This is a genomic window from Xylanimonas protaetiae (assembly GCF_004135385.1).
Lineage (GTDB): Bacteria > Actinomycetota > Actinomycetes > Actinomycetales > Cellulomonadaceae > Xylanimonas > Xylanimonas protaetiae.
The window spans coordinates 3374068-3397106 of record NZ_CP035493.1 but is presented as its reverse complement, the minus strand read 5'-3'; the positions used below and the strand labels follow the sequence as shown (position 1 = coordinate 3397106).

24 protein-coding genes are annotated in these 23039 nt (G+C 74.3%); 15 read left to right on the top strand and 9 right to left on the bottom strand.

Annotation, left to right across the window (positions count from 1 at the left end):
- Positions 1 to 12: 12 nt before the first annotated feature.
- A complete protein-coding gene (locus ET471_RS15780; RefSeq protein WP_129189867.1) occupies positions 13 to 591 on the bottom strand; it encodes a hypothetical protein in 579 nt (192 codons plus the stop codon).
- Positions 592 to 659: 68 nt separating this feature from the next.
- On the opposite strand from ET471_RS15780, the gene ET471_RS15775 reads away from it, so the two are divergent.
- The 3 genes from ET471_RS15775 to ET471_RS15765 all read left to right on the top strand — a co-directional run bounded on the left by ET471_RS15775 (position 660) and on the right by ET471_RS15765 (position 4168).
- Positions 660 to 1418, top strand: coding sequence for a lysophospholipid acyltransferase family protein (locus tag ET471_RS15775; protein WP_129189865.1), 759 nt, complete (start codon positions 660 to 662; stop codon positions 1416 to 1418).
- Positions 1419 to 1508: 90 nt separating this feature from the next.
- Positions 1509 to 2735: a pyrophosphate--fructose-6-phosphate 1-phosphotransferase gene (locus ET471_RS15770; RefSeq protein WP_129189863.1), complete on the top strand. Its 1227-nt coding sequence runs from the start codon at positions 1509 to 1511 to the stop codon at positions 2733 to 2735.
- A 71-nt stretch (positions 2736 to 2806) separates the two neighbouring features.
- Positions 2807 to 4168, top strand: coding sequence for a class II 3-deoxy-7-phosphoheptulonate synthase (locus tag ET471_RS15765; RefSeq protein WP_129189861.1), 1362 nt, complete (start codon positions 2807 to 2809; stop codon positions 4166 to 4168).
- A gap of 49 nt (positions 4169 to 4217) precedes the next feature.
- On the opposite strand, the gene pknB is transcribed toward ET471_RS15765, so the two are convergent.
- Positions 4218 to 6290, bottom strand: a complete 2073-nt coding sequence (gene pknB, locus ET471_RS15760; RefSeq protein ID WP_342586049.1) for a Stk1 family PASTA domain-containing Ser/Thr kinase — start codon at positions 6288 to 6290, stop codon at positions 4218 to 4220.
- A 117-nt stretch (positions 6291 to 6407) separates the two neighbouring features.
- Between pknB and ET471_RS15755 the strand changes: the two genes are divergently transcribed.
- Complete coding sequence (locus tag ET471_RS15755) at positions 6408 to 6779, top strand: Rv2175c family DNA-binding protein (RefSeq protein ID WP_129189857.1); 372 nt, start codon at positions 6408 to 6410, stop codon at positions 6777 to 6779.
- A 9-nt stretch (positions 6780 to 6788) separates the two neighbouring features.
- On the opposite strand, the gene ET471_RS15750 is transcribed toward ET471_RS15755, so the two are convergent.
- Both ET471_RS15750 and ET471_RS15745 read right to left on the bottom strand, forming a co-directional pair.
- Positions 6789 to 7886 carry a polyprenyl synthetase family protein gene (locus tag ET471_RS15750; protein ID WP_129189855.1) on the bottom strand — a complete coding sequence of 366 codons (1098 nt, stop codon included), beginning with the start codon at positions 7884 to 7886 and terminating at the stop codon, positions 6789 to 6791.
- 35 nt (positions 7887 to 7921) lie between these two features.
- Complete coding sequence (locus ET471_RS15745) at positions 7922 to 8458, bottom strand: hypothetical protein (RefSeq protein ID WP_129189853.1); 537 nt, start codon at positions 8456 to 8458, stop codon at positions 7922 to 7924.
- A 187-nt stretch (positions 8459 to 8645) separates the two neighbouring features.
- On the opposite strand from ET471_RS15745, the gene ET471_RS15740 reads away from it, so the two are divergent.
- The 3 genes from ET471_RS15740 to ET471_RS15730 all read left to right on the top strand — a co-directional run bounded on the left by ET471_RS15740 (position 8646) and on the right by ET471_RS15730 (position 12282).
- The gene (locus ET471_RS15740) at positions 8646 to 9854 is read left to right on the top strand and encodes a DUF4192 domain-containing protein (protein WP_129189851.1); all 1209 of its coding nucleotides are present in this window, start codon (positions 8646 to 8648) and stop codon (positions 9852 to 9854) included.
- 10 nt (positions 9855 to 9864) lie between these two features.
- A complete protein-coding gene (locus tag ET471_RS15735) occupies positions 9865 to 10233 on the top strand; it encodes a universal stress protein (RefSeq protein WP_129189849.1) in 369 nt (122 codons plus the stop codon).
- A gap of 408 nt (positions 10234 to 10641) precedes the next feature.
- The gene (locus ET471_RS15730) at positions 10642 to 12282 is read left to right on the top strand and encodes an RNA polymerase sigma factor (RefSeq protein ID WP_129189846.1); all 1641 of its coding nucleotides are present in this window, start codon (positions 10642 to 10644) and stop codon (positions 12280 to 12282) included.
- Positions 12283 to 12333: 51 nt separating this feature from the next.
- Here the strand turns inward: ET471_RS15730 and ET471_RS15725 are convergent, their stop codons facing one another.
- On the bottom strand, positions 12334 to 13620 hold the full coding sequence (locus ET471_RS15725) for an FAD-binding oxidoreductase (protein WP_165350517.1): 1287 nt from the start codon (positions 13618 to 13620) through the stop codon (positions 12334 to 12336).
- A 137-nt stretch (positions 13621 to 13757) separates the two neighbouring features.
- The gene (locus ET471_RS15720) at positions 13758 to 13964 is read right to left on the bottom strand and encodes a DUF7455 domain-containing protein (protein ID WP_129189843.1); all 207 of its coding nucleotides are present in this window, start codon (positions 13962 to 13964) and stop codon (positions 13758 to 13760) included.
- 192 nt (positions 13965 to 14156) lie between these two features.
- On the opposite strand from ET471_RS15720, the gene ET471_RS15715 reads away from it, so the two are divergent.
- The 8 genes from ET471_RS15715 (at position 14157) to ET471_RS15680 (ending at position 19937) form a co-directional block, all read left to right on the top strand.
- Positions 14157 to 16289: a DNA gyrase/topoisomerase IV subunit B gene (locus ET471_RS15715; RefSeq protein ID WP_129189841.1), complete on the top strand. Its 2133-nt coding sequence runs from the start codon at positions 14157 to 14159 to the stop codon at positions 16287 to 16289.
- Positions 16290 to 16415: 126 nt separating this feature from the next.
- The gene (locus tag ET471_RS15710; RefSeq protein ID WP_129189839.1) at positions 16416 to 16850 is read left to right on the top strand and encodes a DUF4430 domain-containing protein; all 435 of its coding nucleotides are present in this window, start codon (positions 16416 to 16418) and stop codon (positions 16848 to 16850) included.
- On the top strand, positions 16850 to 17443 hold the full coding sequence (locus ET471_RS15705; protein WP_129189837.1) for a DUF6580 family putative transport protein: 594 nt from the start codon (positions 16850 to 16852) through the stop codon (positions 17441 to 17443). The genes ET471_RS15710 and ET471_RS15705 overlap by 1 nt, the downstream gene beginning before the upstream one ends.
- A gap of 144 nt (positions 17444 to 17587) precedes the next feature.
- Positions 17588 to 18193, top strand: coding sequence for a carboxymuconolactone decarboxylase family protein (locus ET471_RS15700; protein ID WP_129189835.1), 606 nt, complete (start codon positions 17588 to 17590; stop codon positions 18191 to 18193).
- Between the two features lie 102 nt (positions 18194 to 18295).
- Positions 18296 to 18703 (top strand): YciI family protein, encoded by a 408-nt coding sequence (locus tag ET471_RS15695; RefSeq protein ID WP_129189833.1) that lies wholly within the window; start codon positions 18296 to 18298, stop codon positions 18701 to 18703.
- Positions 18704 to 18706: 3 nt separating this feature from the next.
- Positions 18707 to 19051, top strand: a complete 345-nt coding sequence (locus tag ET471_RS19035; RefSeq protein ID WP_207207288.1) for a sigma factor — start codon at positions 18707 to 18709, stop codon at positions 19049 to 19051.
- 83 nt (positions 19052 to 19134) lie between these two features.
- Positions 19135 to 19695 (top strand): DUF2975 domain-containing protein, encoded by a 561-nt coding sequence (locus tag ET471_RS15685; RefSeq protein ID WP_129189831.1) that lies wholly within the window; start codon positions 19135 to 19137, stop codon positions 19693 to 19695.
- Positions 19695 to 19937: a helix-turn-helix domain-containing protein gene (locus ET471_RS15680; protein ID WP_129189829.1), complete on the top strand. Its 243-nt coding sequence runs from the start codon at positions 19695 to 19697 to the stop codon at positions 19935 to 19937. Before ET471_RS15685 ends, ET471_RS15680 begins: the two co-directional genes overlap by 1 nt.
- On the opposite strand, the gene ET471_RS15675 is transcribed toward ET471_RS15680, so the two are convergent.
- The 3 genes from ET471_RS15675 to ET471_RS15665 all read right to left on the bottom strand — a co-directional run bounded on the left by ET471_RS15675 (position 19918) and on the right by ET471_RS15665 (position 22920).
- Positions 19918 to 20973: an RDD family protein gene (locus tag ET471_RS15675; RefSeq protein ID WP_129189826.1), complete on the bottom strand. Its 1056-nt coding sequence runs from the start codon at positions 20971 to 20973 to the stop codon at positions 19918 to 19920. The two genes, ET471_RS15680 and ET471_RS15675, sit on opposite strands and share 20 nt — an antisense overlap.
- Before the next feature lie 39 nt (positions 20974 to 21012).
- Positions 21013 to 22266, bottom strand: a complete 1254-nt coding sequence (locus tag ET471_RS15670; protein WP_129189824.1) for an SLC13 family permease — start codon at positions 22264 to 22266, stop codon at positions 21013 to 21015.
- Between the two features lie 126 nt (positions 22267 to 22392).
- Positions 22393 to 22920: an NADPH-dependent FMN reductase gene (locus ET471_RS15665; protein WP_129189821.1), complete on the bottom strand. Its 528-nt coding sequence runs from the start codon at positions 22918 to 22920 to the stop codon at positions 22393 to 22395.
- Positions 22921 to 23039: the final 119 nt, after the last annotated feature.

Here is a 23039-nt window from a genome sequence, read left to right as displayed (position 1 = left end):
CCCGGCGCCGTGTCAGACGACGGCGCCGTTGCCGTGGTCGTCCGGGTCGCGGCGCTGCGGCATGCGCCAGACGAGCACGCCGACCGACGCGAGGAAGACGACCACCGCGGCGGGACCGACCCACCCCGGGGCGTGCACGGGGACGAACGAGCGGACGACCAGCGCCACCACCGCGAGCAGCGGGATGCCGACGGCGCAGGCCCAGGCGAGCGTGCTGAGCGGGTCCCGGCCCGTCACCACCGGGCCGGGGTCCGGGGGCGTGAAGTGGCTCTCGGCGTCCTCGAGCGCCTCCACGTCCGGGGTCGCGGGCCAGTCCCGGGGGCCGGGAGCCCGGGCCACGACGTGGCCCGTGGGCGCCGGGGGACCGGCCTTGTCGGGCGTGTCGGCCGGGGCGGCGCCGTCGAGCTCGCCGAGCTGCGCGACGATGTCGGCCCACCGCGCCTCGACGTCGGCGTCGCCGAGCTGGTCGCCCTCGCCGTCGTGCCGCGCGCCGGCGTCGTCCCGGGCGTCCCGGGCGTCGTCGCTCTGGGCATTGTCGCTCTGGGCATCGTCGTCGCGACCGACGCCGCCACCCGTGCTCGTCCCGGCCATGACAACACCTTAGAGTTCTTGCGACGCCGTGCGCTGCCCCCTGCGCGCTTTCGGTCCGAGGAGGACGCTTGTTCTACTGGCTCATGAGGCACGTCCTGGCCGGGCCCCTGCTGAAGGCGTACTTCCGCCCCTGGACGAAGGGCGTCGAGCACGTCCCCGCCGAGGGCGGGGCGATCCTCGCGTCCAACCACCTCGCGGTCATCGACTCCTTCGTGCTCCCGCTCGTGCTCGAGCGCCAGGTGCAGTTCCTCGGCAAGTCGGACTACTTCACGGGCAGCGGCGTCAAGGGCCGGCTCGTCGCGGGCTTCATGCGCGGCGTCGGCACGATCCCCGTCGACAGGGCGGGTGGCAAGGCCAGCGAGGCCGCGCTCAGCACCGGCCTGCGCGTGCTCCAGCAGGGCGGGCTGTTCGGCATCTACCCGGAGGGCACCCGCAGCCCCGACGGCCGCCTCTACCGGGGCAAGACGGGCGTGGCCCGCCTGGCCCTCGAGTCCGGTGCCCCCGTGGTGCCCGTCGCGATGATCGACACGAACAAGGCGCAGCAGGTGGGGCAGGTGATCCCCAAGCCGATGCCCATCGGCGTCGTCATCGGCGAGCCGCTCGACTTCTCCCGCTACAAAGGCATGGAGAACGACCGGTTCGTGCTGCGCGCCGTCACCGACGAGATCGTCTACTCGATCCTGCGCCTGTCCGAGCAGGAGTACGTCGACGTCTACGCGGCCACGGCCAAGGCCCGCATCGCCGCCGAGAAGGCTGCCGAGAGGCGCGCCGCCGACGACGCCGACGCCGCGGCACGGACGCCCGACGACGCGCAGCCCCACGCCTGAGGTCTCACGGTGCGCCGCCCGGCGGCCGGGTCCGCGCCGGGGCTCTAGGATCGAGAACAGCCCCACCCCCCACACCGAAAGGTGCCTGACATGGCTGTTCGTCGCGTGGCCCTCCTGACGGCCGGCGGCTTCGCCCCGTGCCTCTCGTCCGCCGTCGGCGGGCTCATCGAGCGGTACAACGAGCTCGACCCGTCGATCGAGATCATCGCCTACATGCACGGCTACCACGGCCTGCTGACCGGCAACAAGATCGTCATCGACGAGGAGGGCCGCAAGCAGGCCGGCATCCTCCACCAGTTCGGCGGCTCGCCGATCGGCAACTCGCGCGTCAAGCTCACCAACGTGGCCGACGCCGTCAAGCGCGGCCTCGTCAAGGAGGGCGAGAACCCGCTGACGGTCGCCGCCGAGCAGCTCAAGGCCGACGGCGTCGACGTCCTGCACACCATCGGTGGCGACGACACCAACACGACCGCCGCCGACCTGGCCGCCTACCTGCACGACAACGGCTACGAGCTCACCGTCGTGGGCCTGCCGAAGACGATCGACAACGACATCGTGCCGATCCGTCAGTCGCTCGGCGCGTGGACCTCGGCCGAGCAGACCGCCCTCTTCGGCGAGAACATCATCGGCGAGCACCGCTCGGGCCCGCGCATGCTCATCGTGCACGAGGTCATGGGCCGTCACTGCGGCTGGCTGACCGCCGCCTCGGCCGCCAAGTACCGCGAGCGTCTCGCCACCAAGCGGTTCGCCCCCGCGCTCGGCCTCACGAAGGAGCGCTGGGACATCCACGCCGTGTTCCTGCCGGAGCTCGCGATCGACATCGACGCCGAGGCCGCGCGCCTCAAGGCCGTCATGGACGAGCAGGGCAACGTCAACATCTGGCTGTCCGAGGGCGCCGGCATGCACGAGATCGTCGAGCAGCTCGAGGCCGCCGGCACCCCGCCGGCCCGTGACCCGTTCGGCCACGTCCGCCTCGACGAGATCAACCCCGGCCAGTGGTTCGCCAAGCAGTTCGCCGAGAAGCTCGGCGCCGAGAAGGTCATGGTCCAGAAGTCGGGCTACTTCTCGCGTGCCGCGGCCGCGAACGCCGAGGACCTGCGCCTCATCAAGTCGATGACCGACTACGCCGTCGAGTGCGCCCTGCGCGGCGAGCCCGGCGTCATCGGCCACGACGAGGAGGACGGCGACAAGCTCAAGGCCATCCCGTTCCCGCGCATCGCCGGCGCCAAGGCGTTCGACGTGAACCAGGAGTGGTTCACCGCCCTGCTCGGCGAGATCGGCCAGCCGTTCAAGCCGGCCGCCCCCGCCGCGCACTGACACGCCCCGTCGGTGGTCGAGCCCGTCCCGTAGGGTTTCCGACAGGCTCGACCACCGGAGGAACTTCCAGCATGAGCACCGCCGTCGACGCACCGTCCGCCGCCTTGGCACAGGACCTGGACAGCTTCCGCACGCTCCCTGCGCTGCAGCAGCCCACCTGGCCCGACGCCGCGGCGCTCGCGGCCGCGACCGCACGCCTCGGGCACGCCGCCCCGCTCGTGCTGCCCGCCGAGGCCGACGGCCTGCGCGCCAAGCTCGCCGCCGCGAGCCGCGGCGAGGCGTTCGTGCTCCAGGGCGGCGACTGCGCGGAGATCTTCGCGGAGGCCAACGCCACCCGGATCCGCAACAAGATCCGCACCATCCTCCAGATGGCCGTCGTCCTCACGCACGGCGCGTCGACGCCCGTGGTGAAGATCGGCCGCATGGCCGGCCAGTACGCCAAGCCCCGCTCGTCCGACGACGAGACGCGCGACGGCGTGACCCTGCCCGCCTACCGCGGCGACATGATCAACGGCTTCGAGTTCACCCCCGAGGCTCGCACGCCCGACCCGGCCCGCCTGGAGCAGGCGTACCGGATCTCGGCCGCCACCGCGAACGTGGTCCGCGCGTTCACGCAGGGCGGGTATGCCGACCTGCGGCAGGTCCACGAGTGGAACCGCGGCTTCATGCGCAACCCCACCTACGCGCGCTACGAGCGCACCGCCGCCGAGATCGACCGCGCCATCCGCTTCATGGAGGCCTGCGGCGCCGACTTCGAGGCGCTGCGCAGCGTCGACCTGTACCTGTCCCACGAGGCGCTCGTCCTCGACTACGAGCGTGCCCTCACCCGCGTCGACGCCCGCACGGGCCAGGCGTACGACACGAGCGCGCACTTCCTGTGGATCGGCGAGCGCACCCGCCAGCTCGGCGGCGCGCACGTCGAGTTCCTGAGCCGCGTCGCCAACCCCGTCGGCGTCAAGCTCGGCCCGACGACGTCGCCCGACGACGCCCTGGCGCTCGCCGCGAGGCTCAACCCCGAGAACGCCCCGGGGCGCCTGACGTTCGTGGCCCGCATGGGCACGGGCAAGGTGCGCGACGTGCTGCCCGGCCTGGTCGAGAAGGTGACCGCCGCCGGCGTCGCGGTGACGTGGATGACCGACCCCATGCACGGCAACACGATCACCTCCGGGACGGGCTACAAGACGCGCCGGTTCGCCGACGTGCTCGACGAGGTCCAGGGCTTCTTCGAGGTGCACCGGGCGCTCGGCACGGTGCCGGGCGGCCTGCACATGGAGCTCACGGGCGACGACGTCACCGAGGTGCTCGGCGGCTCGGAGGCGATCGACGAGGCGGGCCTGGCTCGCCGCTACGAGACGCTCGTGGACCCGCGCCTGAACCACCAGCAGTCGCTGGAGACGGCGTTCCTCGTCGCGGAGATGCTGCAGGCGCGCTGACCGGTGCGGCCGGGCATGGCTGGGGCGAGCCTGGTTGCGGCAAACCTGGTCACCACACGGTGATCTTGACGGTCGAACCCTTCGGGGCCGTCCCCTCGGGGTCCTGGAACCGGACGGTGTCGAGGATCCCGCCCAGGTACTTCACGGTGTCGACCTCGAACCCGGCCCGCGTCAGCGTGTCCGTCGCGGCGCCGGTGCGCATGCCCACGACGTTGGGCACGTCGATGATCGGCGGCCCCGACGAGACGGTGAGCGTCACCGTGTCCAGCCGGTGCGCCTGCGTGCCGCTCGTCGGCGTCTGGCGGATGACGCGGCCCGCAGGGACCGTCTCGGACGCCTCGTCGGCCGTGAACGCGACGGCGAAGCCGAGGTCCTCCAGCGCCGCCTGGGCGTCTGCGCGGTCGCGGCCCACCTGCTGCGTGACCGTCGCGGGCGCCGGGCCGCCCGAGACCGTCAGCGTCACCACCGTCGAGTGCGGCACGGAGGCGTTCGCCGCGTGCGAGACGTCCATGACCTCGCCGACGGGCACGGTGTCGGACCACTCCTGGTGCGCGGGGCCGGCCTCGAGATCGGCCGCGGCGAGCGCGGCCTCCGCGTCGGACTGCTGGGACCCGACGAGCCCGTCGGGCACCGTGACCATGCGGACGCCGAGCGACACGACGAGCGCGACGCTGCCGTCCCTGCGGACCTCGGCGCCCTCGCCCGGGTCCGCGGACACCACCGAGCCCGCGGGCACCGTGTCGTCGTACGCCTCCGTGCTGCTGGACGTCAGGCCGTGCGTCGTCAGGATCGCGGTCGCCTCGTCGAGCGTCACGTCCTCGATGCCGGCGGGCACCGTGGTCCAGGCGCCGGGGCCGTCCTCGAAGTACCACCAGGCGCCGTAGCCGGCGCCGCCCAGGAGCACGACGAGGCCGAGCACCCAGGCGAGGACACGCGGCCAGCGCCGGCGGTGGCGCGGCGGGGCCGTCCCGGCGGGGCTCGCGGCGGCAGTGCTCGCGGTGGCGGGCGTGGTCACCCGCGTCGTCGGCTGGTCGACGAGGGGCTCGGTGGCGTGGTCGGCGTCCTCGGCCGGGAACCACGCGGAGATGCCGTCAGGCGGCGTCGTCACCGGGACGGGCTCCGCGAGCGGCCCGACCGCCGCGGCGACCGGGATCGCGTCGAGCTCGTCGGCGTCGAGGGCGTCGGCGCTGTCGGAGGCCGCCGCGCCGTCGGGCACGGGCGCGGGCGGCACGAACCCGGCCGGGGGCTCCGCGCGACGTGCGAGCACCTCGGGCGCGAGCGACGCCCGCACGGCGCGCAGCGCGTCGAGCGCGGCGCCGCCGTCGGCGGGACGCCGGCCCGGTTCGCGGGCCGCGAACCGGGTCACCAGGTCCGCGAGCTGCGCGGGCAGCCACGGCTCGCGCTCGGCGGGCGAGGGGATGTCGTCGTGCACGTGCTGGAACGCGACCTGGATCGGCGTGGCGCCGTCGTGCGGCAGCGTGCCGGTGAGCATCTCGTACGCGAGGACGCCGACGGCGTAGACGTCGGTGCGGGCGTCGCACGCACCCGTCGCGATGACCTCGGGGGCCAGGTAGGCGACGGTCCCGAGGACGGTGCCCGTCGTCGTGCTGGTGACCTCCGTGACCGCGCGGGCGAGGCCGAAGTCGGCCACCTTGACGTGCCGGCCCTCGGTCGTGACGAGCACGTTCTCCGGCTTCACGTCGCGGTGCACCAGGCCCTTGCGGTGCGCGGCGGCGAGGGCTCCGAGCACCTCGCCGAGCACGTCGAGGGTCCGGCCCACCGTCAGGGTGCCCTCGGCGCGCAGCTCGCGGCGCAGGTTGCTGCCGGGCACGTACTCCATCGTGAGATAGCTGGTGTCGCCGTCGAGGCCCTGGTCGTAGACGGCGACGACGCCGGGGTGCGCGAGCCGGGCGGCGGCCCGTGCTTCGCGGCGGAAGCGGGAGACGAACGCGGCGCCGTCGACGCCCTCGGCCAGGTGCGGGTGCATGACCTTGAGCGCGACCTCGCGGTCGAGCCGCCGGTCGACGGCGAGGTACACGGTCGCCATGCCGCCGCGCGCGATACGCGACGTGATCTCGTACCGCCCGTCGACGAGGCGGCCGAGCAGAGGGTCGGTCGTCACCTGGGCCACCTCCCGATTCTACGAAGGGCGGGCGCCCGCGCCCGGGAGGGTGCGTGGCGGCGCGCCTTCGCCAGGCGCGCCCCGCCGCGGCCCGTGTCGCACCGTAGGCTTTCCGGCGTGAGCACCGATCTCGACGTCCTCGTCCCCGCCTGGCTGACCCTGCCCGACCTCGCCGAGAGGCTCGACGCGGACATCTCGCGCGTGCGCGGCCTCGTGCGCGACCGAGTCGTCGTCGGGGTCAAGCGCGGCGAGCGGACGACGTTCCAGGTGCCCGAGGCGTTCCTCGTGCCCGACGAGGACGGCGGCGAGCAGGTGCTGCCGACGCTGCGCGGCACCGTGGTGGTGCTGGGCGACCAGGGCCTGACGGACGAGGAGATCCTCGTGTGGCTCTTCACGCCCGAGGACGCGCTCGGCGTCGCGCCCGTCGAGGCGCTGCGCGCGGGCCGCCGTGCCGAGGTGCGACGGATCGCGCAGGCGCTCCCGTACTGACCGCGCGGCTCAGTACGCGCGGTCGACGGCCGCGTGGGCCAGGTCGAGGAGCACGTCCTTGCCCGGCGCGACCAGGTCGGCGGCGGCCAGGCGGACGGTCGCGTCCTTGGCCAGCTCGTCGATGAGCGTCTCGACGCCGTCCACGGCGCCCGAGGCGACGACGGCCTCGCGCAGCGCGGCCACCTCGCCGTCGGACAGGTGCGGGTCGCCGAGGCGCTCCGTGAGGAGCGTGCGCTGGGCGGCGTCGCCGCGCGCCATGGTGCGCGCGGCGAGCACCGTGCGCTTGCCCTCGCGCAGGTCGTCGCCGGCGGGCTTGCCCGTGACCTCGGGGTCGCCGAAGACGCCGAGCAGGTCGTCGCGCAGCTGGAACGCCTCGCCGAGCGGGAGCCCGACGGCGTCGATCGCGGCGACCTGCGCCGCGTCGGCGCCCGCGAGCAGCGCGCCGACGACGAGCGGCTGGCGCACGGAGTAGGAGGCCGACTTGGCGCGGATCACGGCGCGCGCGCGGTCCTCGTCGGCGGCAGGGTCGACGCCCCACGGCTCCGCCTGGACGAGCACGTCGAGGTACTGCCCGACGATGACCTCGGTCTGCATGGTGTCGAACGCGGCGCGGACCGCGTCGGCGCGCTCGCGGGGCAGCGGGGCGAGCGCCTCCGCGATCTCGCGCTGCGCCGCGATGAGGCACAGGTCGCCCAGCAGGATCGCCGCGGACTCCCCGAAGCGGCCGGGCTCGCCGGCCCAGCCGGCCTCGGCGTGGCGGGCCTCGAACGCCCGGTGGGCGGTCGGCAGGCCGCGGCGGGTGTCGGAGGCGTCCATGACGTCGTCGTGCAGCAGCGCGGCGGCCTGGAAGAGCTCGAGCGCCGCGCCCGTGCGCACCGCGGCCTCGCGCTCGGGGCCGGCGTCGGCGCCGCCGTGAGCGCGGAACGACCAGTAGGCGAACGCGGCCCGCAGCCGCTTGCCGCCCGTGAGCAGCGCGGCCGCCTGCGCGGTGAGCGCCGTCGCGGGGGAGCCGAGCGCGGCGACCTGCACGGCGAGGCCGTCCAGGTGGCGGACGACGGCGGCGTCGACGTCGGTGCGGAGGTTCTCGAGGTCGACGACGGCAGGCATGCGGGCAGCCTATGTCAGCGCCTCGGGCGGAGGGCTCAGCCGTGCGGGGCCTGCACGGTGCCGCTGACGGACACGAGCCGGCGCGTGCCGTCGTCCAGCACCCCGACGAGCAGCGTCTCGACGAGCGTCCCCTCGGGGCGGTCCGTGCGGCGCGTCCACGCGGTCTGCGCCGTCAGCCCCGACGCCGCGGCGGGCGCGGACTGTGCGAAGCCCGCGGCGGCGAGCGGGGCCCCGAGGTCCGCGAGGATCTCGTCCGCGGTGCGCGGCGTGGCGAGGTTGAGGGAGAGCCGGACCAGGCCGCCGTCGACCGGCTCGGCGGAGCTCGCGATGATCTCCGCGTCGTCGGGGGCCCGGACGAGGTCGGACGGGAAACCGGCGGCGTAGTCGCCGACGGCGGTGGACGCGTCGAACGTCGGCAGGGGCGTCACGGCCGCGCGCGGCGTGGGCTGGACGGTCGGGCCGTCCTGCGGGGCCGTGTCGAGACGGCCCGACGGTGCGACAGTGCAGCCCGCGACCAGGCCGGCCGCCACCAGCGCCGTGACGGCGGCGGGGACGCGAGGGCGGCGGGTCATCCGCACACCGTAGCGGGCGCTCCTGCACGGTCTCGGTGCGCAGGCTGCCGCGCGCGGTGTGGCTGGACGGTCGCCGCGTGGGGGTTCCGGCGTCCGGACGTGTCCACAGGGCCCGCGGTCCGCGAGTCGTGGACAGGGGCTGCGGTGGGACCGCTCCCCGGGCGCGGGCTGCGCTGGGATCGGCCGCATGACATCCACCACGGCACCGGCCGTCCCCATCGTGCGGGTGCGCGACACGCGCGACCTGCTGTCCGTCGTCCCGTACGCGCTCGGCTACCGGCCCGCCGAGTGCCTTCTCGTCGTGTGCGTGCGGCACGGGGGCGGCCTTGGCCTCGTCGCCCGCACCGACCTGGCCGACCTGCGCCGCCCCGCCGCTCGCGACGAGGTCGCCGGGCTGGTCGCCGCCCGCGCCGCCGAGGACGGCACCACGGCCGCCTGGGTGGTCGTGTACACCGCGGACGTCGGCCCCGGGTCGACCGCCCGCGCCGCCGTCGACGCGTTCGCCGCCGCGCTCGACGCCGTGGTGCCCGAGTGCGAGTCCTGGGTGGTGGGCCCGGCGCGCTACCGCTCCCTCGACTGCACCGACCCCGACTGCTGCCCGCCCGACGGGTATGGCGTCGACGAGCTCGAGTCGACCGCTCCGGGCGCCGAGCTCGTGCTCGCCGGCCGGGCGCCGCTCGCCTCGCGCGAGGAGCTGTACCGCGTGCCGCGTGCGGACCAGGCGCAGCGCGACCTTGCGGGCCGGGCTGCGGGCCGGTGGGCCCGGGCGCGTACGGCGGCGGGTGACGCGGTGGCGGGTGACGCAGCGGCGGGCGATGCAGCGGCGGGTGACGCGGGGCTGCGGGGGTGGCGCTCGCGGTCCTTCCAGACATGGCGCGAGGCGGTGGCCGTCGCCGCCCGCGGCGGCACACCCTCGCCCGCCGTGCTCGGCCGGCTGGCGTGCGCGCTGGAGGACCGGTCGGTGCGCGACGGCGTCCTGCTGTCCCTCGTCCCCGGCGCCGAGGCGCACGCCGCGGCGGTCGCGACGGGAGAGGACGCGGACGGTGCGACGGACGCCGCGGTCGGCGACGCCATGGCGGCCGTCGTCGACCCGGCCGCGGCGCGGCGGCCCGACGCGGCGCGCACGAGCGCGGGCGTCGCCGTGCTGGAGGCGGTGGTCGCGCACGCGGCCCGCCGGCGGACCGCGGCGCCGCTGACCCTGCTCGCGTTCCTGGCGTGGTGGTCGGGGGAGGGAGCGCGGGCGGGCTTCCGGTGCGACGAGGCGCTCGCCGTCGATCCCGGCCATCGCCTCGCGCAGCTGCTCGCCGCCGCGCTGGACGCCGCGCTGCCGCCCGGATGGGTCCGCGCACGGAGCGTCGCGGGGCTCGGGCGAGGCAGCGGGGGCGACCTCGGGTAGCGTGCGGCACATGACGGTCGTGGTCTCCCACCTGAGCAACCCGGAGGGCCAGCACGCGCTGGCCACGGCCATCGCGGAGGCACGGTCGCGCGGCACGCGCCTCGTCGTCGTCGCCCCGGCGCCCAAGGCAGGCGCCGGGCGGGACGCGGCGCTCGACGAGCTCGACGCGCGGCTCGAGCAGGTGGGCGTCGAGCACGAGATCACGGAGGTCGCCGGCGACCTCGCCGAGGGCCTCGTGCTGACCGCCGCACGGACCGACGCGGAGCTCATCGTCATCGGGCTGCGTCGGCGCAGCCCCGTGGGCAAGCTCATCCTCGGGGCGGGGGCACAGCGCATCCTGCTCGAGGCCCCGTGCCCGGTGCTCGCGGTCAAGTCCTGACCGCGAGCACCGGTCGGCTCGCGGTCCGGGTCGGCTCGCGGTCCGGGTCGGCTCGCGGTCCCGGTCGGCTCTGGGGGCGGCCTGACCGTGGCCTCGAGGGCGCCGGCGTGACGCGGTTGTGGTGCGACGGTGTGGTGCGGCGCTGCGCGGCGCGTCGTGCGCGATAAGTCGTCGTCCCGCGCCCGGTCCGTGCGCGCAGGGAATCAACGGGGCCGCTGGCCCGTTGTCACCATGACCGGCAGCACGCCCGTCGGGCGGGTGAACGTGGGCACGAGTGCCGCACGACATGCCCGTCCGGGTCGGGTTGTGCAGGTCGCGACGGTACAATATCCAAGTCCGCCGGAGCCTCGACGGTCCGCGCACGGCCTCAGGGCCGCACCTATCCCCGGCGGGACACCGCCCCCTCGAATGCCGAAAGGTCGGTTTGTGGCGTCCACGTCCCAGAGCACCGCACAGCAGAACATCACGCTGCCCCGCGAGTTCGAGCACCCTGGTCTGAAGGAGCTCCTCGCACGTGGCACGGCCGAGGGCCGCGTCGACGCCGAGTCCTTCCGCACGGCGTGCGAGGCTGCGGGCGTCGGCGACGCCAAGCGCCTCAAGGCGGTCCTCAAGGCGCTGTCGCTCGCGGGCGTCGAGGTGGGCATGCCGACCGTCTCGAAGGTCGCCGCCGCGACGACGACCCGTTCGACGTCGGCGCGCGCCAAGGCGCCCGCCACCCGCACGAAGGCGGCCCCCAAGCCGGCCGAGACCACCGACGCCGAGACCACCGACGCCGCCGAGACGGCCCCGGCCAAGAAGGCCGCGCCCGTCCGCAAGACCGCAGCCAAGGCTCCCGCGAAGAAGGCCGGTGCCACCAAGGCTGCCAAGTCCGACGAGGGCGAGGACGACGTCGAGGTCATCGAGGACGACGTCGAGATCGACGAGACCGAGCTCGAGGACGTCGAGGTGACCGACGACCCCGAGGAGACGACGACCGACGACGCGGCCGAGGAGGGCGAGGAGAAGCCCGCCACCGACAAGCCCGCCGAGAAGGACGAGGACGACGACAAGGGCTTCGTCGTCTCCGACTCCGACGACGACGACCAGCCCGTCCAGCAGGTCGTCACGGCCGGCGCGACGGCCGACCCGGTCAAGGACTACCTCAAGCAGATCGGCAAGGTCGCGCTGCTGAACGCCGAGCAGGAGGTCGAGCTCGCCAAGCGCATCGAGGCCGGCCTGTTCGCCGAGGAGAAGCTCTCCAAGGAGTTCGCCGACTTCGACAAGACCAAGGCGGACGCCGACACGCGTCGCCTGGTGCGCGACCTGCAGTGGATCTCCCACGACGGCAAGCGCGCCAAGAACCACCTCCTCGAGGCGAACCTGCGACTCGTCGTCTCGCTCGCCAAGCGCTACACGGGCCGCGGCATGCTCTTCCTGGACCTCATCCAGGAGGGCAACCTCGGTCTGATCCGCGCGGTCGAGAAGTTCGACTACACCAAGGGCTACAAGTTCTCGACGTACGCCACCTGGTGGATCCGTCAGGCCATCACGCGCGCCATGGCCGACCAGGCCCGCACCATCCGCATCCCGGTGCACATGGTGGAGGTCATCAACAAGCTGGCCCGCGTGCAGCGCCAGATGCTCCAGGACCTGGGCCGCGAGCCCACGCCGGAGGAGCTGGCCAAGGAGCTGGACATGACCCCCGAGAAGGTGGTCGAGGTCCAGAAGTACGGCCGCGAGCCCATCTCGCTGCACACGCCGCTCGGCGAGGACGGCGACTCGGAGTTCGGTGACCTCATCGAGGACTCCGAGGCCGTGGTCCCGGCCGACGCCGTGTCGTTCACGCTGCTCCAGGAGCAGCTGCACCAGGTGCTCGACACGCTCTCGGAGCGCGAGGCCGGCGTGGTCTCGATGCGGTTCGGCCTGCAGGACGGCCAGCCCAAGACGCTCGACGAGATCGGCAAGGTCTACGGCGTGACGCGCGAGCGCATCCGCCAGATCGAGTCCAAGACGATGTCGAAGCTGCGCCACCCGTCGCGCTCGCAGGTGCTGCGCGACTACCTGGACTGAGACGTCTCACGAGAGGCCCGCACCCCTGGGGTGCGGGCCTCTCGCGCGTTCTCAGCCCTCGGCGTCCGCCTCCCACGGCGCCACCAGCACGCCCTGCGGGTCCAGCGCGGCACGCAGCCGCGTGATGCGCCCGTAGGACTCCTCGCCCCACGCGACCCGCAGCGCCTCCGCGGTCCGCGCGTCCCGGGGGTCGCCCAGGTCCAGCGTCGTGCCGCGTGTCGCCCACGAGGCGACCGCGTCGACGACGGCGTCCGCGTCGGCCTGCGCGGCGGCGGTGGCACGCAGCGCGAAGGCCGCGTCGCGCCCGGGCACGGACCCGGGGAACGGCCCGGAGCGGGCGATCGCCCCGCCGCGCAGCTTGAGCAGCGCCGTGCTCCCGGGTGGCGCGCTCGCGGCGGCAGCGACGACGGCGTCGAGGGCCTGGGCGGGCAGTCCGGGCAGAAGCGCCCCGCGTGCTGCCGCGGGGACGCCGCCCTCCGCCTCGCGCAGGTGTCCGGAGTCCCGGCCGACCCGCAGGTGGGCGACGGTGTCGCGGGCCGGTGCGGGCACCTCGTCGGCCAGCTCCGCCAGGAGCGCCGCGCCCTCCGCAGGCTCGCCGACGTGCGCGAACCGCAGCGCGACCGCGACCTTGCCGTCGCCGGTGGCGGTCAGGGTGGCGCGCGTCGACATGGACTCGGGAAGGTCGGCCAGCCAGGCGCGCCAGCGGTGCAGCAGCGCTGCGGCCTCCGGCGCCGGGGCGGCGTCGAACCACCAGGTGCCCGCCCGCAGGTCGGTGAGGGCGGGCATCCCGAACGTGAGGGTCGTGACCACGCCGAGGCCGGCCGCTCCGCCGCGCAGGGCGCGGAACAGGTCGGCGTCGGCGTCGGCGGTGACGGTGCGCAGGGCGCCGTCGGGGGTGACCAGGTCCGCGGAGAGCACGTGATCGGCCGCGAGGCCGAACGTGCGGGCCACCGCGCCGATCGCGCCGGACAGCGCATGGCCGGGCGCGGTGCGGCCCGGGTCGTCGCCGGGGAGCACCGCCAGCCCGTGCGGCGCGGTCTGCGCGACGAGCCGCGCCCACGTCACCCCGGCGCCGACGCGCACGGTCCGCTCGACGGGGGCGACGGACAGCGTGTCGAAGGCCGACAGGTCGAGCAGCACCGTCCCCGGGCCGGCGGGTGCCGTCGTCGTCACACGGTGGCCCGACGCCGCGGCCTCGCCCAGCACGCGGGCGACGTCCGCGGGGGTGCGGGCGCGGACGCGCGCGCCGGTGCTCTGGACGGTCTCGCGGGTGGGCGCAGCAGCGCGTCCGACGCCGTGTTCGGCGCCGTCACCCACGAGCGACGGGCGGACTGACATGCACATGACCTCCGGCCGCATCTTGACGGACTCCCTCTGCAGAGAGAAGAGGGTGGCGCGTTCGTGACACCTGCCGGACAGGACGAAGGCCCGCATCTGCGGACAGATGCGGGCCTTCTCGGCGTCGAGCGCCGGGGTCAGCGGGTGCCGTGCTCCTCCAGGAGGCGGTCGCGCTCGTCCTGGACGAACGTGGCGACGTCGGCGTAGGCGGGGGCGTGCTCACGGGCGTGGTGGCCGCAGAAGAGGAGCTCCCCCACGGGCAGGACCACGCGAACGTACGCCTGGGCGCCGCAGCGGTCGCAACGGTCCAGCGCGGTGAGCGGTTCGGTCGTCAGAGTGGTCACGTGACTATCCAACCAGCCGCGCGGCGTGGCATTCCCCGGACGGGGGCCGGGTTCGCCGTCGGCGTAGCGAGGCGCCGTTTTCATGCCGAGATCGTGACGATGCCACGACAACCGTCACGACCGCGCAGCGGCGGTCACGGTGGCGGAGCGTCGTCGGTCAGCGTGTCGGGGGCGTCGTCTACCCTGCAAGGCGTGACCACCACCGCCTCCCCGGAATCGAGCTACACCGCCCGGCACCTCTCCGTCCTGGAGGGGCTGGAGGCGGTGCGCAAGCGTCCGGGCATGTACATCGGGTCGACGGACTCCCGCGGCCTCATGCACTGCCTGTGGGAGATCATCGACAACTCGGTCGACGAGGCGCTGGGCGGGTTCGCCACCACGATCGAGGTCGTGCTGCACGCCGACTCGTCGGTCACGGTGACCGACGACGGGCGCGGCATCCCCGTGGACGTCGAGCCCAAGACGGGCCTGACGGGCGTCGAGGTGGTCTTCACCAAGCTCCACGCGGGCGGCAAGTTCGGCGGCGGCTCCTACACCGCGTCGGGCGGCCTGCACGGCGTCGGTGCGTCCGTGGTCAACGCGCTCTCGGCGCGCCTCGACGTCGAGGTGGACCGCGGCGGCAAGACGCACCGCATGACCTTCCACCGCGGCGAGCCGGGCACGTTCGCCGACGGCGCGGGCGGCCCCTCGCCGGAGTCGGCGTTCGCGCCCTTCGTCGAACGCAGCGAGCTCGCCGTCGTCGGGCGGGCCACGCGCGGCGCCACGGGCACGCGCGTGCGCTACTGGGCCGACCGGCAGATCTTCCCGAAGTCGGCCGTGTTCAGCTACGACGAGCTCGTCACGCGCGTGCGCCAGACGACGTTCCTGGTGCCGGGGCTCGCGATCACGGTGCGCGACGAGCGTGGCCTGCCCGGCACGCCGGGCGCCGACGGCCCCCACGAGGAGGTCTTCCAGCACCACGGCGGCGCCGTCGACTTCGTCGACTTCCTCGCCCCCGACACCCCCGTCACCGCGACGTGGACGCTGCGCGGCAGCGAGACGTTCACCGAGACCGTCCCGGTGCTCGACGAGCGCGGCCACATGACGCCGCGCGAGGTGCAGCGCGACTGCGAGGTCGACATCGCGCTGCGCTGGGGCACCGGCTACGAGACGGAGGTGCGGACCTTCGTCAACATCATCGCCACGCCCAAGGGCGGATCCCACCTCACCGGGTTCGAGCAGGGCCTGGTCAAGGTGGTGCGCAAGCAGGTCGAGCTCAACGCCCGCCGCCTCAAGATCACCGCGAAAGACGGCGGCGAGCGCATCGAGAAGGACGACATGACCGCGGGCCTCACCGCCGTCGTCACGGTGCGCCTGGCCGAGCCGCAGTTCGAGGGGCAGACCAAGGAGGTGCTCGGCACCGCGCCCGTGCGCGCCATCGTGGCCCGCGTCGTCGACCGTGAGCTGAGCGCGATCCTCACGTCGACCAAGCGCGACGACAAGGCGCAGTCCGCGCTGCTGCTCGACAAGATCGTCGCCGAGATGCGGGCGCGCGTCAGCGCCCGCAAGCAGAAGGAGATCTCGCGGCGCAAGAACGCGCTCGAGACGTCCTCGCTGCCCGCCAAGCTCGTCGACTGCCGGTCCGACGACGTCGACAAGTCCGAGCTGTTCATCGTCGAGGGCGACTCGGCCCTCGGCACGGCGAAGCTCGCGCGGTCCAGCGACTTCCAGGCGCTGCTGCCGATCCGCGGCAAGATCCTCAACGTCCAGAAGGCGTCCATCAGCGACATGCTGCGCAACGCCGAGTGCGCGGCGATCATCCAGGTGCTCGGCGCGGGCTCGGGCCGCTCGTTCGACCTCGACGCCGCCCGCTACGGCAAGATCGTGCTGATGACCGACGCCGACGTCGACGGCGCGCACATCCGCACCCTGCTGCTCACGCTCTTCTACCGGTACATGCGGCCGCTCGTGGAGGCCGGGCGCGTGTTCGCGGCCGTGCCGCCGCTGCACCGCATCGAGGTGTTCGGGGCGCGTGGCAAGGGCGCCGAGTACATCTACACGTACTCCGAGGCGGAGCTCCAGGCCACGCTCAAGCGGCTCGACCGCGCGGGCAAGCGCTACAAGGACGACATCCAGCGCTACAAGGGTCTCGGCGAGATGGACGCCGACCAGCTCGCGGAGACGACGATGGACCCGCGCCACCGCACGCTGCGCCGCGTCACGGCCGAGCACGCCGAGGCGGCCGAGCGGGTGTTCGAGCTGCTCATGGGCACCGACGTCGCGCCGCGCAAGGAGTTCATCGTCTCCGGCGCGGAGTCCCTGGACCGCTCGCGGATCGACGCGTAGGCGCGCCCGCGCCGCTCGACCAGCGCAGGCGAGCGGCGCTGCATCGGCGGTGCATCGGCGGTGCCGGAGCGGGCGTCCTGAGACGCCGCCTGGACGGTCGGGGCGTCCCACGTAGACTCACGGCCCGTGACGTCTCGTACCCGCCTTGCCCGCGTTCTCGCGCTTCCGGCCGCCTCCGTGCTCGCGCTCGGCCTGCTCGCCGGGTGTTCCGACGACGGCGGGGCGGTCGACGACGCGCCCGCGGCCCAGTCCGCGACGGCCTCGCCGTCGGCGGACGCGACGTCGTCCGGGCTGACCGTGAGCGCGGACGGCACCGAGGTGTCGTACGACGGCGTGGCCGGCCTGACGGCTCTCGAGCTGCTGCTGCGCCTCGACCCGACAGCGACGGCGACGGGCGAGGGCGCCAACGCCTTCGTCACCGCGATCGGCGGTCGCGCGGCCGACCCGACCAAGAACGAGTTCTGGGCCTTCTACGTCAACGGCGAGCAGGCCCAGGTGGGCGCGGGCACGTACGAGATGCAGGATGGCGACAAGATCACGTGGAAGCTGGAGACGTTCTGATGGAGAAGCGCGACCTGTCCCTGCGCGACCTGGCCCGCCGCTGGTGGCGGCCCACGATCGTCGTCCTCGCCGTCGTCGGGGCCGTCGCGTTCCGCCGGTACAAGGACGACCTGGGCCTGTGGCCGAACGTCGAGCTGCTCACCGCGACGGCGTTCCTCGCCGCGGGCCTGCTGCGGAACCGGTTCGCCGCGGTCGCGCCGCTCGCCGTCGTCGCCGTCAGCGACCTGGCGATCGGCAACACGAACATCCTCGCCTTCACGTGGTCGGCGTGGGCCGTCATCGGCCTCGGCTCCCTGCTCACGCGCCACGCGCGGGGCTGGCGCCGGTACGTCGCCGCGCTCGGCTTCGGCGTCGGCGGCACCGCCCTGTTCTTCCTGTGGACCAACTTCGGCGTGTGGGCGCTCGGCGACGGGGCGTGGTTCCCGCGCACCTGGGACGGGCTCCTGGCCTCGTACGCGGCCGGCGTGCCCTTCGTGCGCCCGCAGCTGCTGGCGAACCTCGCGCTCGTGCCGCTCGCGGCCGGCGTCGTCGCGCTCGTGGAGCGCGCCGAGCGTGCGCACGCGCTCGCGGGCGGGGTCGTCGCCGCGCGCTGAGCCGCGGCACGGCGGACGGTCGTCGGCGGCGCGGCGCACGGTCGTGGTCGCGGCTCGGCACGGTCTGCGGGGCGGCGCGTGTCGATCGGGTGACGTTCGACATCCATCCTTGCTCCGCGCGGCACCCCGGGAGACCGTGGACGCATGAGCGACGACGAGCGGGCAACCGGGTTCCTGGACGAGCCCGCCGAGCTCACCGAGTCCGCGCGGGCCCTGTACGCGGAGGACGTCGACGACGTCGGGTACGTGATGAACCTGTCGCGCGCCTGGGCGCACGACGCCGACACGCTCGAGACGCTGCTCGGCCTGTCCCGCACCGTCGCGGCCGGCGCGGGGCTGACGCCGCGCGAGCGCGGCGTCCTCGTGCTCGCGACGACGTCCACCATGGGCGACGCCTACTGCTCGCTCGTGTGGGGCGGGCGGCTGGCGGGCTGGGCTTCGCCCGACGTGAGCGCAGCCCTGCTGACCGGCCGCGACGACCTGCTCGACCCCCGCGAGCGGGCGCTCGCGACGTGGGCGCGCGCGGTCGTCTCCGACCCGAACGGCATCCAGGCGGCCGACCTGGACGAGCTGCGGTTCGCGGGGTACGACGACGCGCAGATCCTCGCGATCACGTGCTTCGTGGCGCTGCGGCTGGCGTTCGCCACCGTCAACGACTCCCTCGGGGCGCGGCCCGACGCGGCCCTGCGCACCACGACGCCCGCCGTCGTCGTCGATGCCGTGACGTACGGGCGGCCGATCGCCGACTGAGCCGCCGGACGTCGGGTGACCGGATGTCGAGGACCGGGCGGCGGCTCCGTCCCAGGGGTGTCGGCGGTGACAAGCACCGCCCCGCACCCGAGGATGGCTGACATGCCCAGGTACCTGTTCCTCAAGCACTACCGCACCGGTCAGACGCCGCACCCGAACGCGGCGGACCGGTGGACCCCGCAGGAGATCTCCGACCACATGGCGTTCATGGACGCGATGATCGAGGACCTCAAGGCCAACGGGCAGTTCGTCGGCGCGGAGGCGCTGTCGCCCCGGGGGACGTTCGTCCGGTACGGCGGGGAGGGCAAGCCGCCCGTGACGGACGGGCCGTTCGCGGAGACCAAGGACCTCATCGCCGGCTGGATGGCCGTCGACGTCGAGTCCGAGGAGGAGGCGTACGCGAAGGCGGCCTACCTGTCGTCGGCGCCCGGGTACGGCGGCAGGCCGCTGTACGAGTGGATCGAGGTGCGGCCGTTCCTCAGCGAGGCCGACACGCCCGACCTCGGCTGAGCCGTGCTCGGGGCCGAGCTGCTGCGGGTGCTGGCCCCGCAGGTCCTAGGCGTCCTCGTCCGCCGCGGGGCCGACTTCGCGGCGGCCGAGGACGCCGTGCAGGACGCCCTGCTCGACGCCGTCCGCCGCTGGCCGGGCGGCGCCCCCGACGACCCCAGGGCGTGGCTCGTCACGGTCGCGTGGCGCAGGTTCCTCGACGCGCGGCGGGCTGCGGTGGCCGCGTTCCTGCAGGAGCGAGCCGGGAACCACGCCGAGGCCGCGCGGCTCTACGTCGCCGCCGGTGACGCCGTGAGCTCCGCCGAGCGGACCCACCTGCTCCGGCAGGCGGCCCGGCTCGCGGAGCGGTGACCGGAGCGTGCCACCCGAGGTGGCTATCGACTATCGAGAGACTATTCTCGACAGTCGATAGGTCGTCCCGATGGAGGAACGCCATGAACAAGCACGTGACCCGCGTCCTACGGGCCGTCGACAGCATCCTGTCCCGGGAGGCGTGGGCCGGAGAGCACCCCGTGCTCGCCCTGCGGCTCGTGCTCGTCCTCGTGTTCGTCGGCGTCGTCGTCGCGCAGACGCTGGTCTTCCCGATGCTCGCCGCGGACCTCGCGTCCAGCTATCCGGAGGCGACGTCCCTCCGGTGGCCCCTGCTGATCATGGTCATCGTCGGTCTGGCGATGGTGCAGGTCGCCATCGCGTGCATCGGCCGGCTGCTGACGGTGGTCGCGGAGTCGACGGCGTTCAGCCGCGACGCCCTCCGGTACGTCGACGGGATCGTCGTCGCCGGGACCGTCGCCACGGTGCTCGCGCTCGCGGCGATGGTGGTGCAGGTCGCCACGGAGATGCTCCAGCCCGGCCTCATGCTCGTCACCATGGCCGCCGTCGTCTGCGGCGCCGGCATCACCCTGCTGGTCGTCGTGCTGCGGGCGCTGCTCGTGCGGGCCGTCGCGCTCGACGAGGAGACCGACGCGCTGCACGCCGAGCTCGGCGAGGTGATCTGATGCCCGTCGTCGTCGACATCGACGTCATGCTCGCCCGGCGGCGCATGGCCGTCGGCGAGCTTGCCGAGCGCGTCGGGATCACGCCCGCGAACCTCGCCGTGCTCAAGAACGGCCGGGCGCGTGCCGTCCGGTTCACGACGCTGGACGCCCTGTGCTCCGCGCTCGAGTGCCAGCCGGGAGACCTGCTGCGCTGGGTTCCCGCGCCGGACGACGCGGACGGGGCTACGCGCGCCGGGACGTGAGCGCGAAGCCCTCGACCGTGCAGGTCGCGACGACCTGCCGGTCCACGAGGAGCGACGTCGTCAGGTCCACGACGGGGCCGAGGTCGGTGGGCCAGGTCGTGCCGAGGTCCGTCGTCGCGGACAGCTCGCCGGTGGCCGTGGTCGTGACCCCGACCTGGTCCACCTCGGTCGAGTGCCCGCTGACCCCGGACCGCTGCGTCCTGCTCTGGCCGTCGGGGCCGGTCGCGGTCAGCTCGATCGCGAGGTCGCCGCCCGCCGACGCCGTGGTCCACGTCCACGTCGCGGAGTACGAGCGGTAGACGTCGACGACGCGGCGGGACCACAGGCGCCGCTCCTCGATCCGCGCCTCCAGCCCCGTGAGGCGCACGGGCTCGACGGCGCCGACCACGTCGTCGGGCGCGGCCGGCGAGGGGAAGCACGTCGCCTCGGCCCGCGCGTCGGGCGAGCCCGGGGTGGTCCAGGGCACCGTGAGACCTGCGCCGAGGAGGCACAGCACCAGGGCCCCGCCCGTCAGGAGCCTGCCGCCACGGCCCAGGCCGGCGGGCCGCCGCCGCACGACGACGGTGCGCATGACCGAGTCCGCGAAGGTGCGGCGCTCGCGGTGCCACAGCGGCCGCAGGTACCCGACGAAGAGGATCGTGTCGAGCACGTGCACGGCCCAGCGCAGCAGGGTGCGCAGGAGCCCGATCGGGCGTCCGTCCCGGTCGCTCACGACGGCGATGCCCACCACGAGCTTGCCGGGGGTCCAGCCGGTCCACGCCTGGAGCGCCAGCACGGCCAGCAGCGCGGCGGCCACCCAGCCCGACCGGTGCCACGAGGCGTCGGCGTCGAACGCCGAGGGCATGCCCAGCGGGAGCGCCGTGTGCGACGCGGCGTCGCCGAGCGCGAGCCAGCCGACGCCCGTGAGGATCGCGCCGTCGAGCAGGTCGCCGGCGACACGCCGTCGCCAGCTCGCGTACGAGGTCCCGCCGCCGCCGGCGGGGAGCCCGGCGAGCGCGAGCGGAGGTGGGGGCTCGACCGTCCCGGGCAGGGTCATGCGCGCATCATCGCAGCATGCCCGACCTGCGGAAAGGGCTCACAGCGACGGGACGACCACCAGGACGCCCCAGGAGGCGACGGGTGCGACGACCACGAGCGCCGCGCCCCACCGCAGGAACTGTCTGTAGGCGTTGTCGCGCTCCCGCTCCTCGGTGTACGCGACCATGAGCGCGCCGTTCGTGGAGAACGGCGAGCAGTCCACCACGGACGCCGAGACGGCGAGCGCCGCGACGAGGCCGATCGCCCAGACCTCGCCCGTCATGAGGAACGGGACGGCGAGCGGCACGAGCGCGCCGAGGATGCCCGTCGTGGACGCGAGCGCGCTGACGACCGCCGCGATGAAGAGGATCAGGAGCGCGGCGAGCAGCGGCGCCCCGATCGCGGCCACCGAGCTGCCGAGCCAGTCGACCACGCCCTGGCTCTGGAGCAGGTTCACGTACGTGACCACGCCGCACACGAGCAGCGCGGTGGGCCAGCAGACGTTGCTGACGGCGCCCTGGGCGGTCTTGGAGAAGATCGCCGAGAGGACGACGACGAGGAGCAGTGCGACGAACCCGACGTCGTGCTGGAACACGAACGCCTCGACGCCCAGGGCGACGATGGCGACGAGCGACCAGACGAGCTTGGCGTCGACCGTGGGCCGGTCGAGCACGGGCGCGTGCCCGGCGTCGGTGCGGCGGTCGGCGCGGACGAGCGCGAGGCCGCCGAAGGCGAGGAACGCGACAGCGACGGTGGCCAGGATGAACGCGAAGCTCACGCCGAACAGGAGCGCGGGGTCCGACGGCAGGTCGTGCTTCGCCACGATCGTGTTGATGACGACGCCGTAGACGCCCATGGGGGAGAACGACCCGGCCGACGCGCCCTGGATGACGGCCATGCCCATGAGCACGGGGTGGATCTTGTGCCGCTTGGCCAGCCCCATCGCGATGGGCCCGACGATCGCCGCGGCTGCCGGCGTGAGCGCGCCGACCGACGTGATGAGCGCGGTGACGACGAACATGACCCACGGGATGAGGCTGATCCGCCCGCCGACCAGGCGGACGGCCGCGTAGACGATCGCGCTGATCGCCCCGGCCTTCTCCGCGAACGCGAACAGGTAGGTCACGCCGACGAGCGTGAGGAAGAGCCCGGCCGGGAAGCCGGCGACGACCGTCTCGACGTCGACGCCGAACACCAGGGTGCCGACCAGCCAGGAGGCGGCGAGGGCCGCGGCGCCCAGGTGGACGTTCCGCACCGTCGCGACGACGAAGAGCGCGGCGAGGACGAGGACCGAGATCACTTCTGGCGACATGCGAACGGCCTCCGGTGGCGGGCGGAAACGCTGGTCGGACCAGTGTTTCCCGGACCACCGGAGGCCGTGGTGGCGAGGGCGCCTTTTGGGCCCGGGCCGTGGCGTCGGTTCGTGTCTCCCGGCGGGTCAGCCGGTGGGGCCGACGAGCGTGCGGTCGGCCCACGGGAGCTCGTCGAGCCACAGGTCGGCGTGCACGCCCGCGTCGGGCAGCTGGCTCTCGAGCAGGGCGAGCGCGACGTCGGGGACGTCGGCGCCGAGCTCGGCGAGCAGCGGCAGCAGGTGGGTCTCGCCCGCGTGCTGGTGCCCCGGGCTGGCCGACACCACGAGCGGGACGGCGGGGACGCCCGCCAGGCCGTCGGGTCCGTACAGGTCGAGGAACGCCTTGAGCAGCCCCGTGTACGAGCCCTTGTAGACCGGGGTGGCGACGACGAGCAGGCGGGCGGCCGCGACCGTCCGCAGCGCCTCGTCGGCGCGCGGGTGCGCGGGTGCGAGGACCTCGCCGGCCAGGTCGGCCAGCTCGACGGTCGTGGGCGCGCCCGCGATCCGCAGGCGCGTGGCGACGCGCTCTGCGACGGCCTCCGCGGCCGCGCGGGTGCGGGAGCCGGGGCGCGGGTTGCCGACGAGGACGACGACGCCGGTCGCCGGGGCGCTCATCGGGCACCGCCGGCGGTGGCGAGCAGCGGAGCCGCTGCGGGGACGAGGAGGGCATGGCGAGGCGAACGCATGGTCGATCAGCTCCTGGAGGTGGGGGCCCGCGTGGTCGGGCGGTGGTC

Excerpts from the sequence above, each read along its gene's own strand:
- ET471_RS15780 (WP_129189867.1), bottom strand. The coding sequence starts at position 591 with ATGGCCGGGACGAGCACGGGTGGCGGCGTCGGTCGCGACGACGATGCC.
- ET471_RS15770 (WP_129189863.1), top strand. The coding sequence starts at position 1,509 with ATGGCTGTTCGTCGCGTGGCCCTCCTGACGGCCGGCGGCTTCGCCCCG.
- ET471_RS15765 (WP_129189861.1), top strand. The coding sequence starts at position 2,807 with ATGAGCACCGCCGTCGACGCACCGTCCGCCGCCTTGGCACAGGACCTG.
- ET471_RS15750 (WP_129189855.1), bottom strand. The coding sequence starts at position 7,886 with ATGCCTGCCGTCGTCGACCTCGAGAACCTCCGCACCGACGTCGACGCC.
- ET471_RS15745 (WP_129189853.1), bottom strand. The coding sequence starts at position 8,458 with ATGACCCGCCGCCCTCGCGTCCCCGCCGCCGTCACGGCGCTGGTGGCG.
- ET471_RS15740 (WP_129189851.1), top strand. The coding sequence starts at position 8,646 with ATGACATCCACCACGGCACCGGCCGTCCCCATCGTGCGGGTGCGCGAC.
- ET471_RS15735 (WP_129189849.1), top strand. The coding sequence starts at position 9,865 with ATGACGGTCGTGGTCTCCCACCTGAGCAACCCGGAGGGCCAGCACGCG.
- ET471_RS15730 (WP_129189846.1), top strand. The coding sequence starts at position 10,642 with ATGCCGAAAGGTCGGTTTGTGGCGTCCACGTCCCAGAGCACCGCACAG.
- ET471_RS15725 (WP_165350517.1), bottom strand. The coding sequence starts at position 13,620 with ATGTCAGTCCGCCCGTCGCTCGTGGGTGACGGCGCCGAACACGGCGTC.
- ET471_RS15705 (WP_129189837.1), top strand. The coding sequence starts at position 16,850 with ATGGAGAAGCGCGACCTGTCCCTGCGCGACCTGGCCCGCCGCTGGTGG.
- ET471_RS15700 (WP_129189835.1), top strand. The coding sequence starts at position 17,588 with ATGAGCGACGACGAGCGGGCAACCGGGTTCCTGGACGAGCCCGCCGAG.
- ET471_RS15695 (WP_129189833.1), top strand. The coding sequence starts at position 18,296 with ATGCCCAGGTACCTGTTCCTCAAGCACTACCGCACCGGTCAGACGCCG.
- ET471_RS15685 (WP_129189831.1), top strand. The coding sequence starts at position 19,135 with ATGAACAAGCACGTGACCCGCGTCCTACGGGCCGTCGACAGCATCCTG.
- ET471_RS15680 (WP_129189829.1), top strand. The coding sequence starts at position 19,695 with ATGCCCGTCGTCGTCGACATCGACGTCATGCTCGCCCGGCGGCGCATG.
- ET471_RS15675 (WP_129189826.1), bottom strand. The coding sequence starts at position 20,973 with ATGACCCTGCCCGGGACGGTCGAGCCCCCACCTCCGCTCGCGCTCGCC.
- ET471_RS15670 (WP_129189824.1), bottom strand. The coding sequence starts at position 22,266 with ATGTCGCCAGAAGTGATCTCGGTCCTCGTCCTCGCCGCGCTCTTCGTC.
- ET471_RS15665 (WP_129189821.1), bottom strand. The coding sequence starts at position 22,920 with ATGAGCGCCCCGGCGACCGGCGTCGTCGTCCTCGTCGGCAACCCGCGC.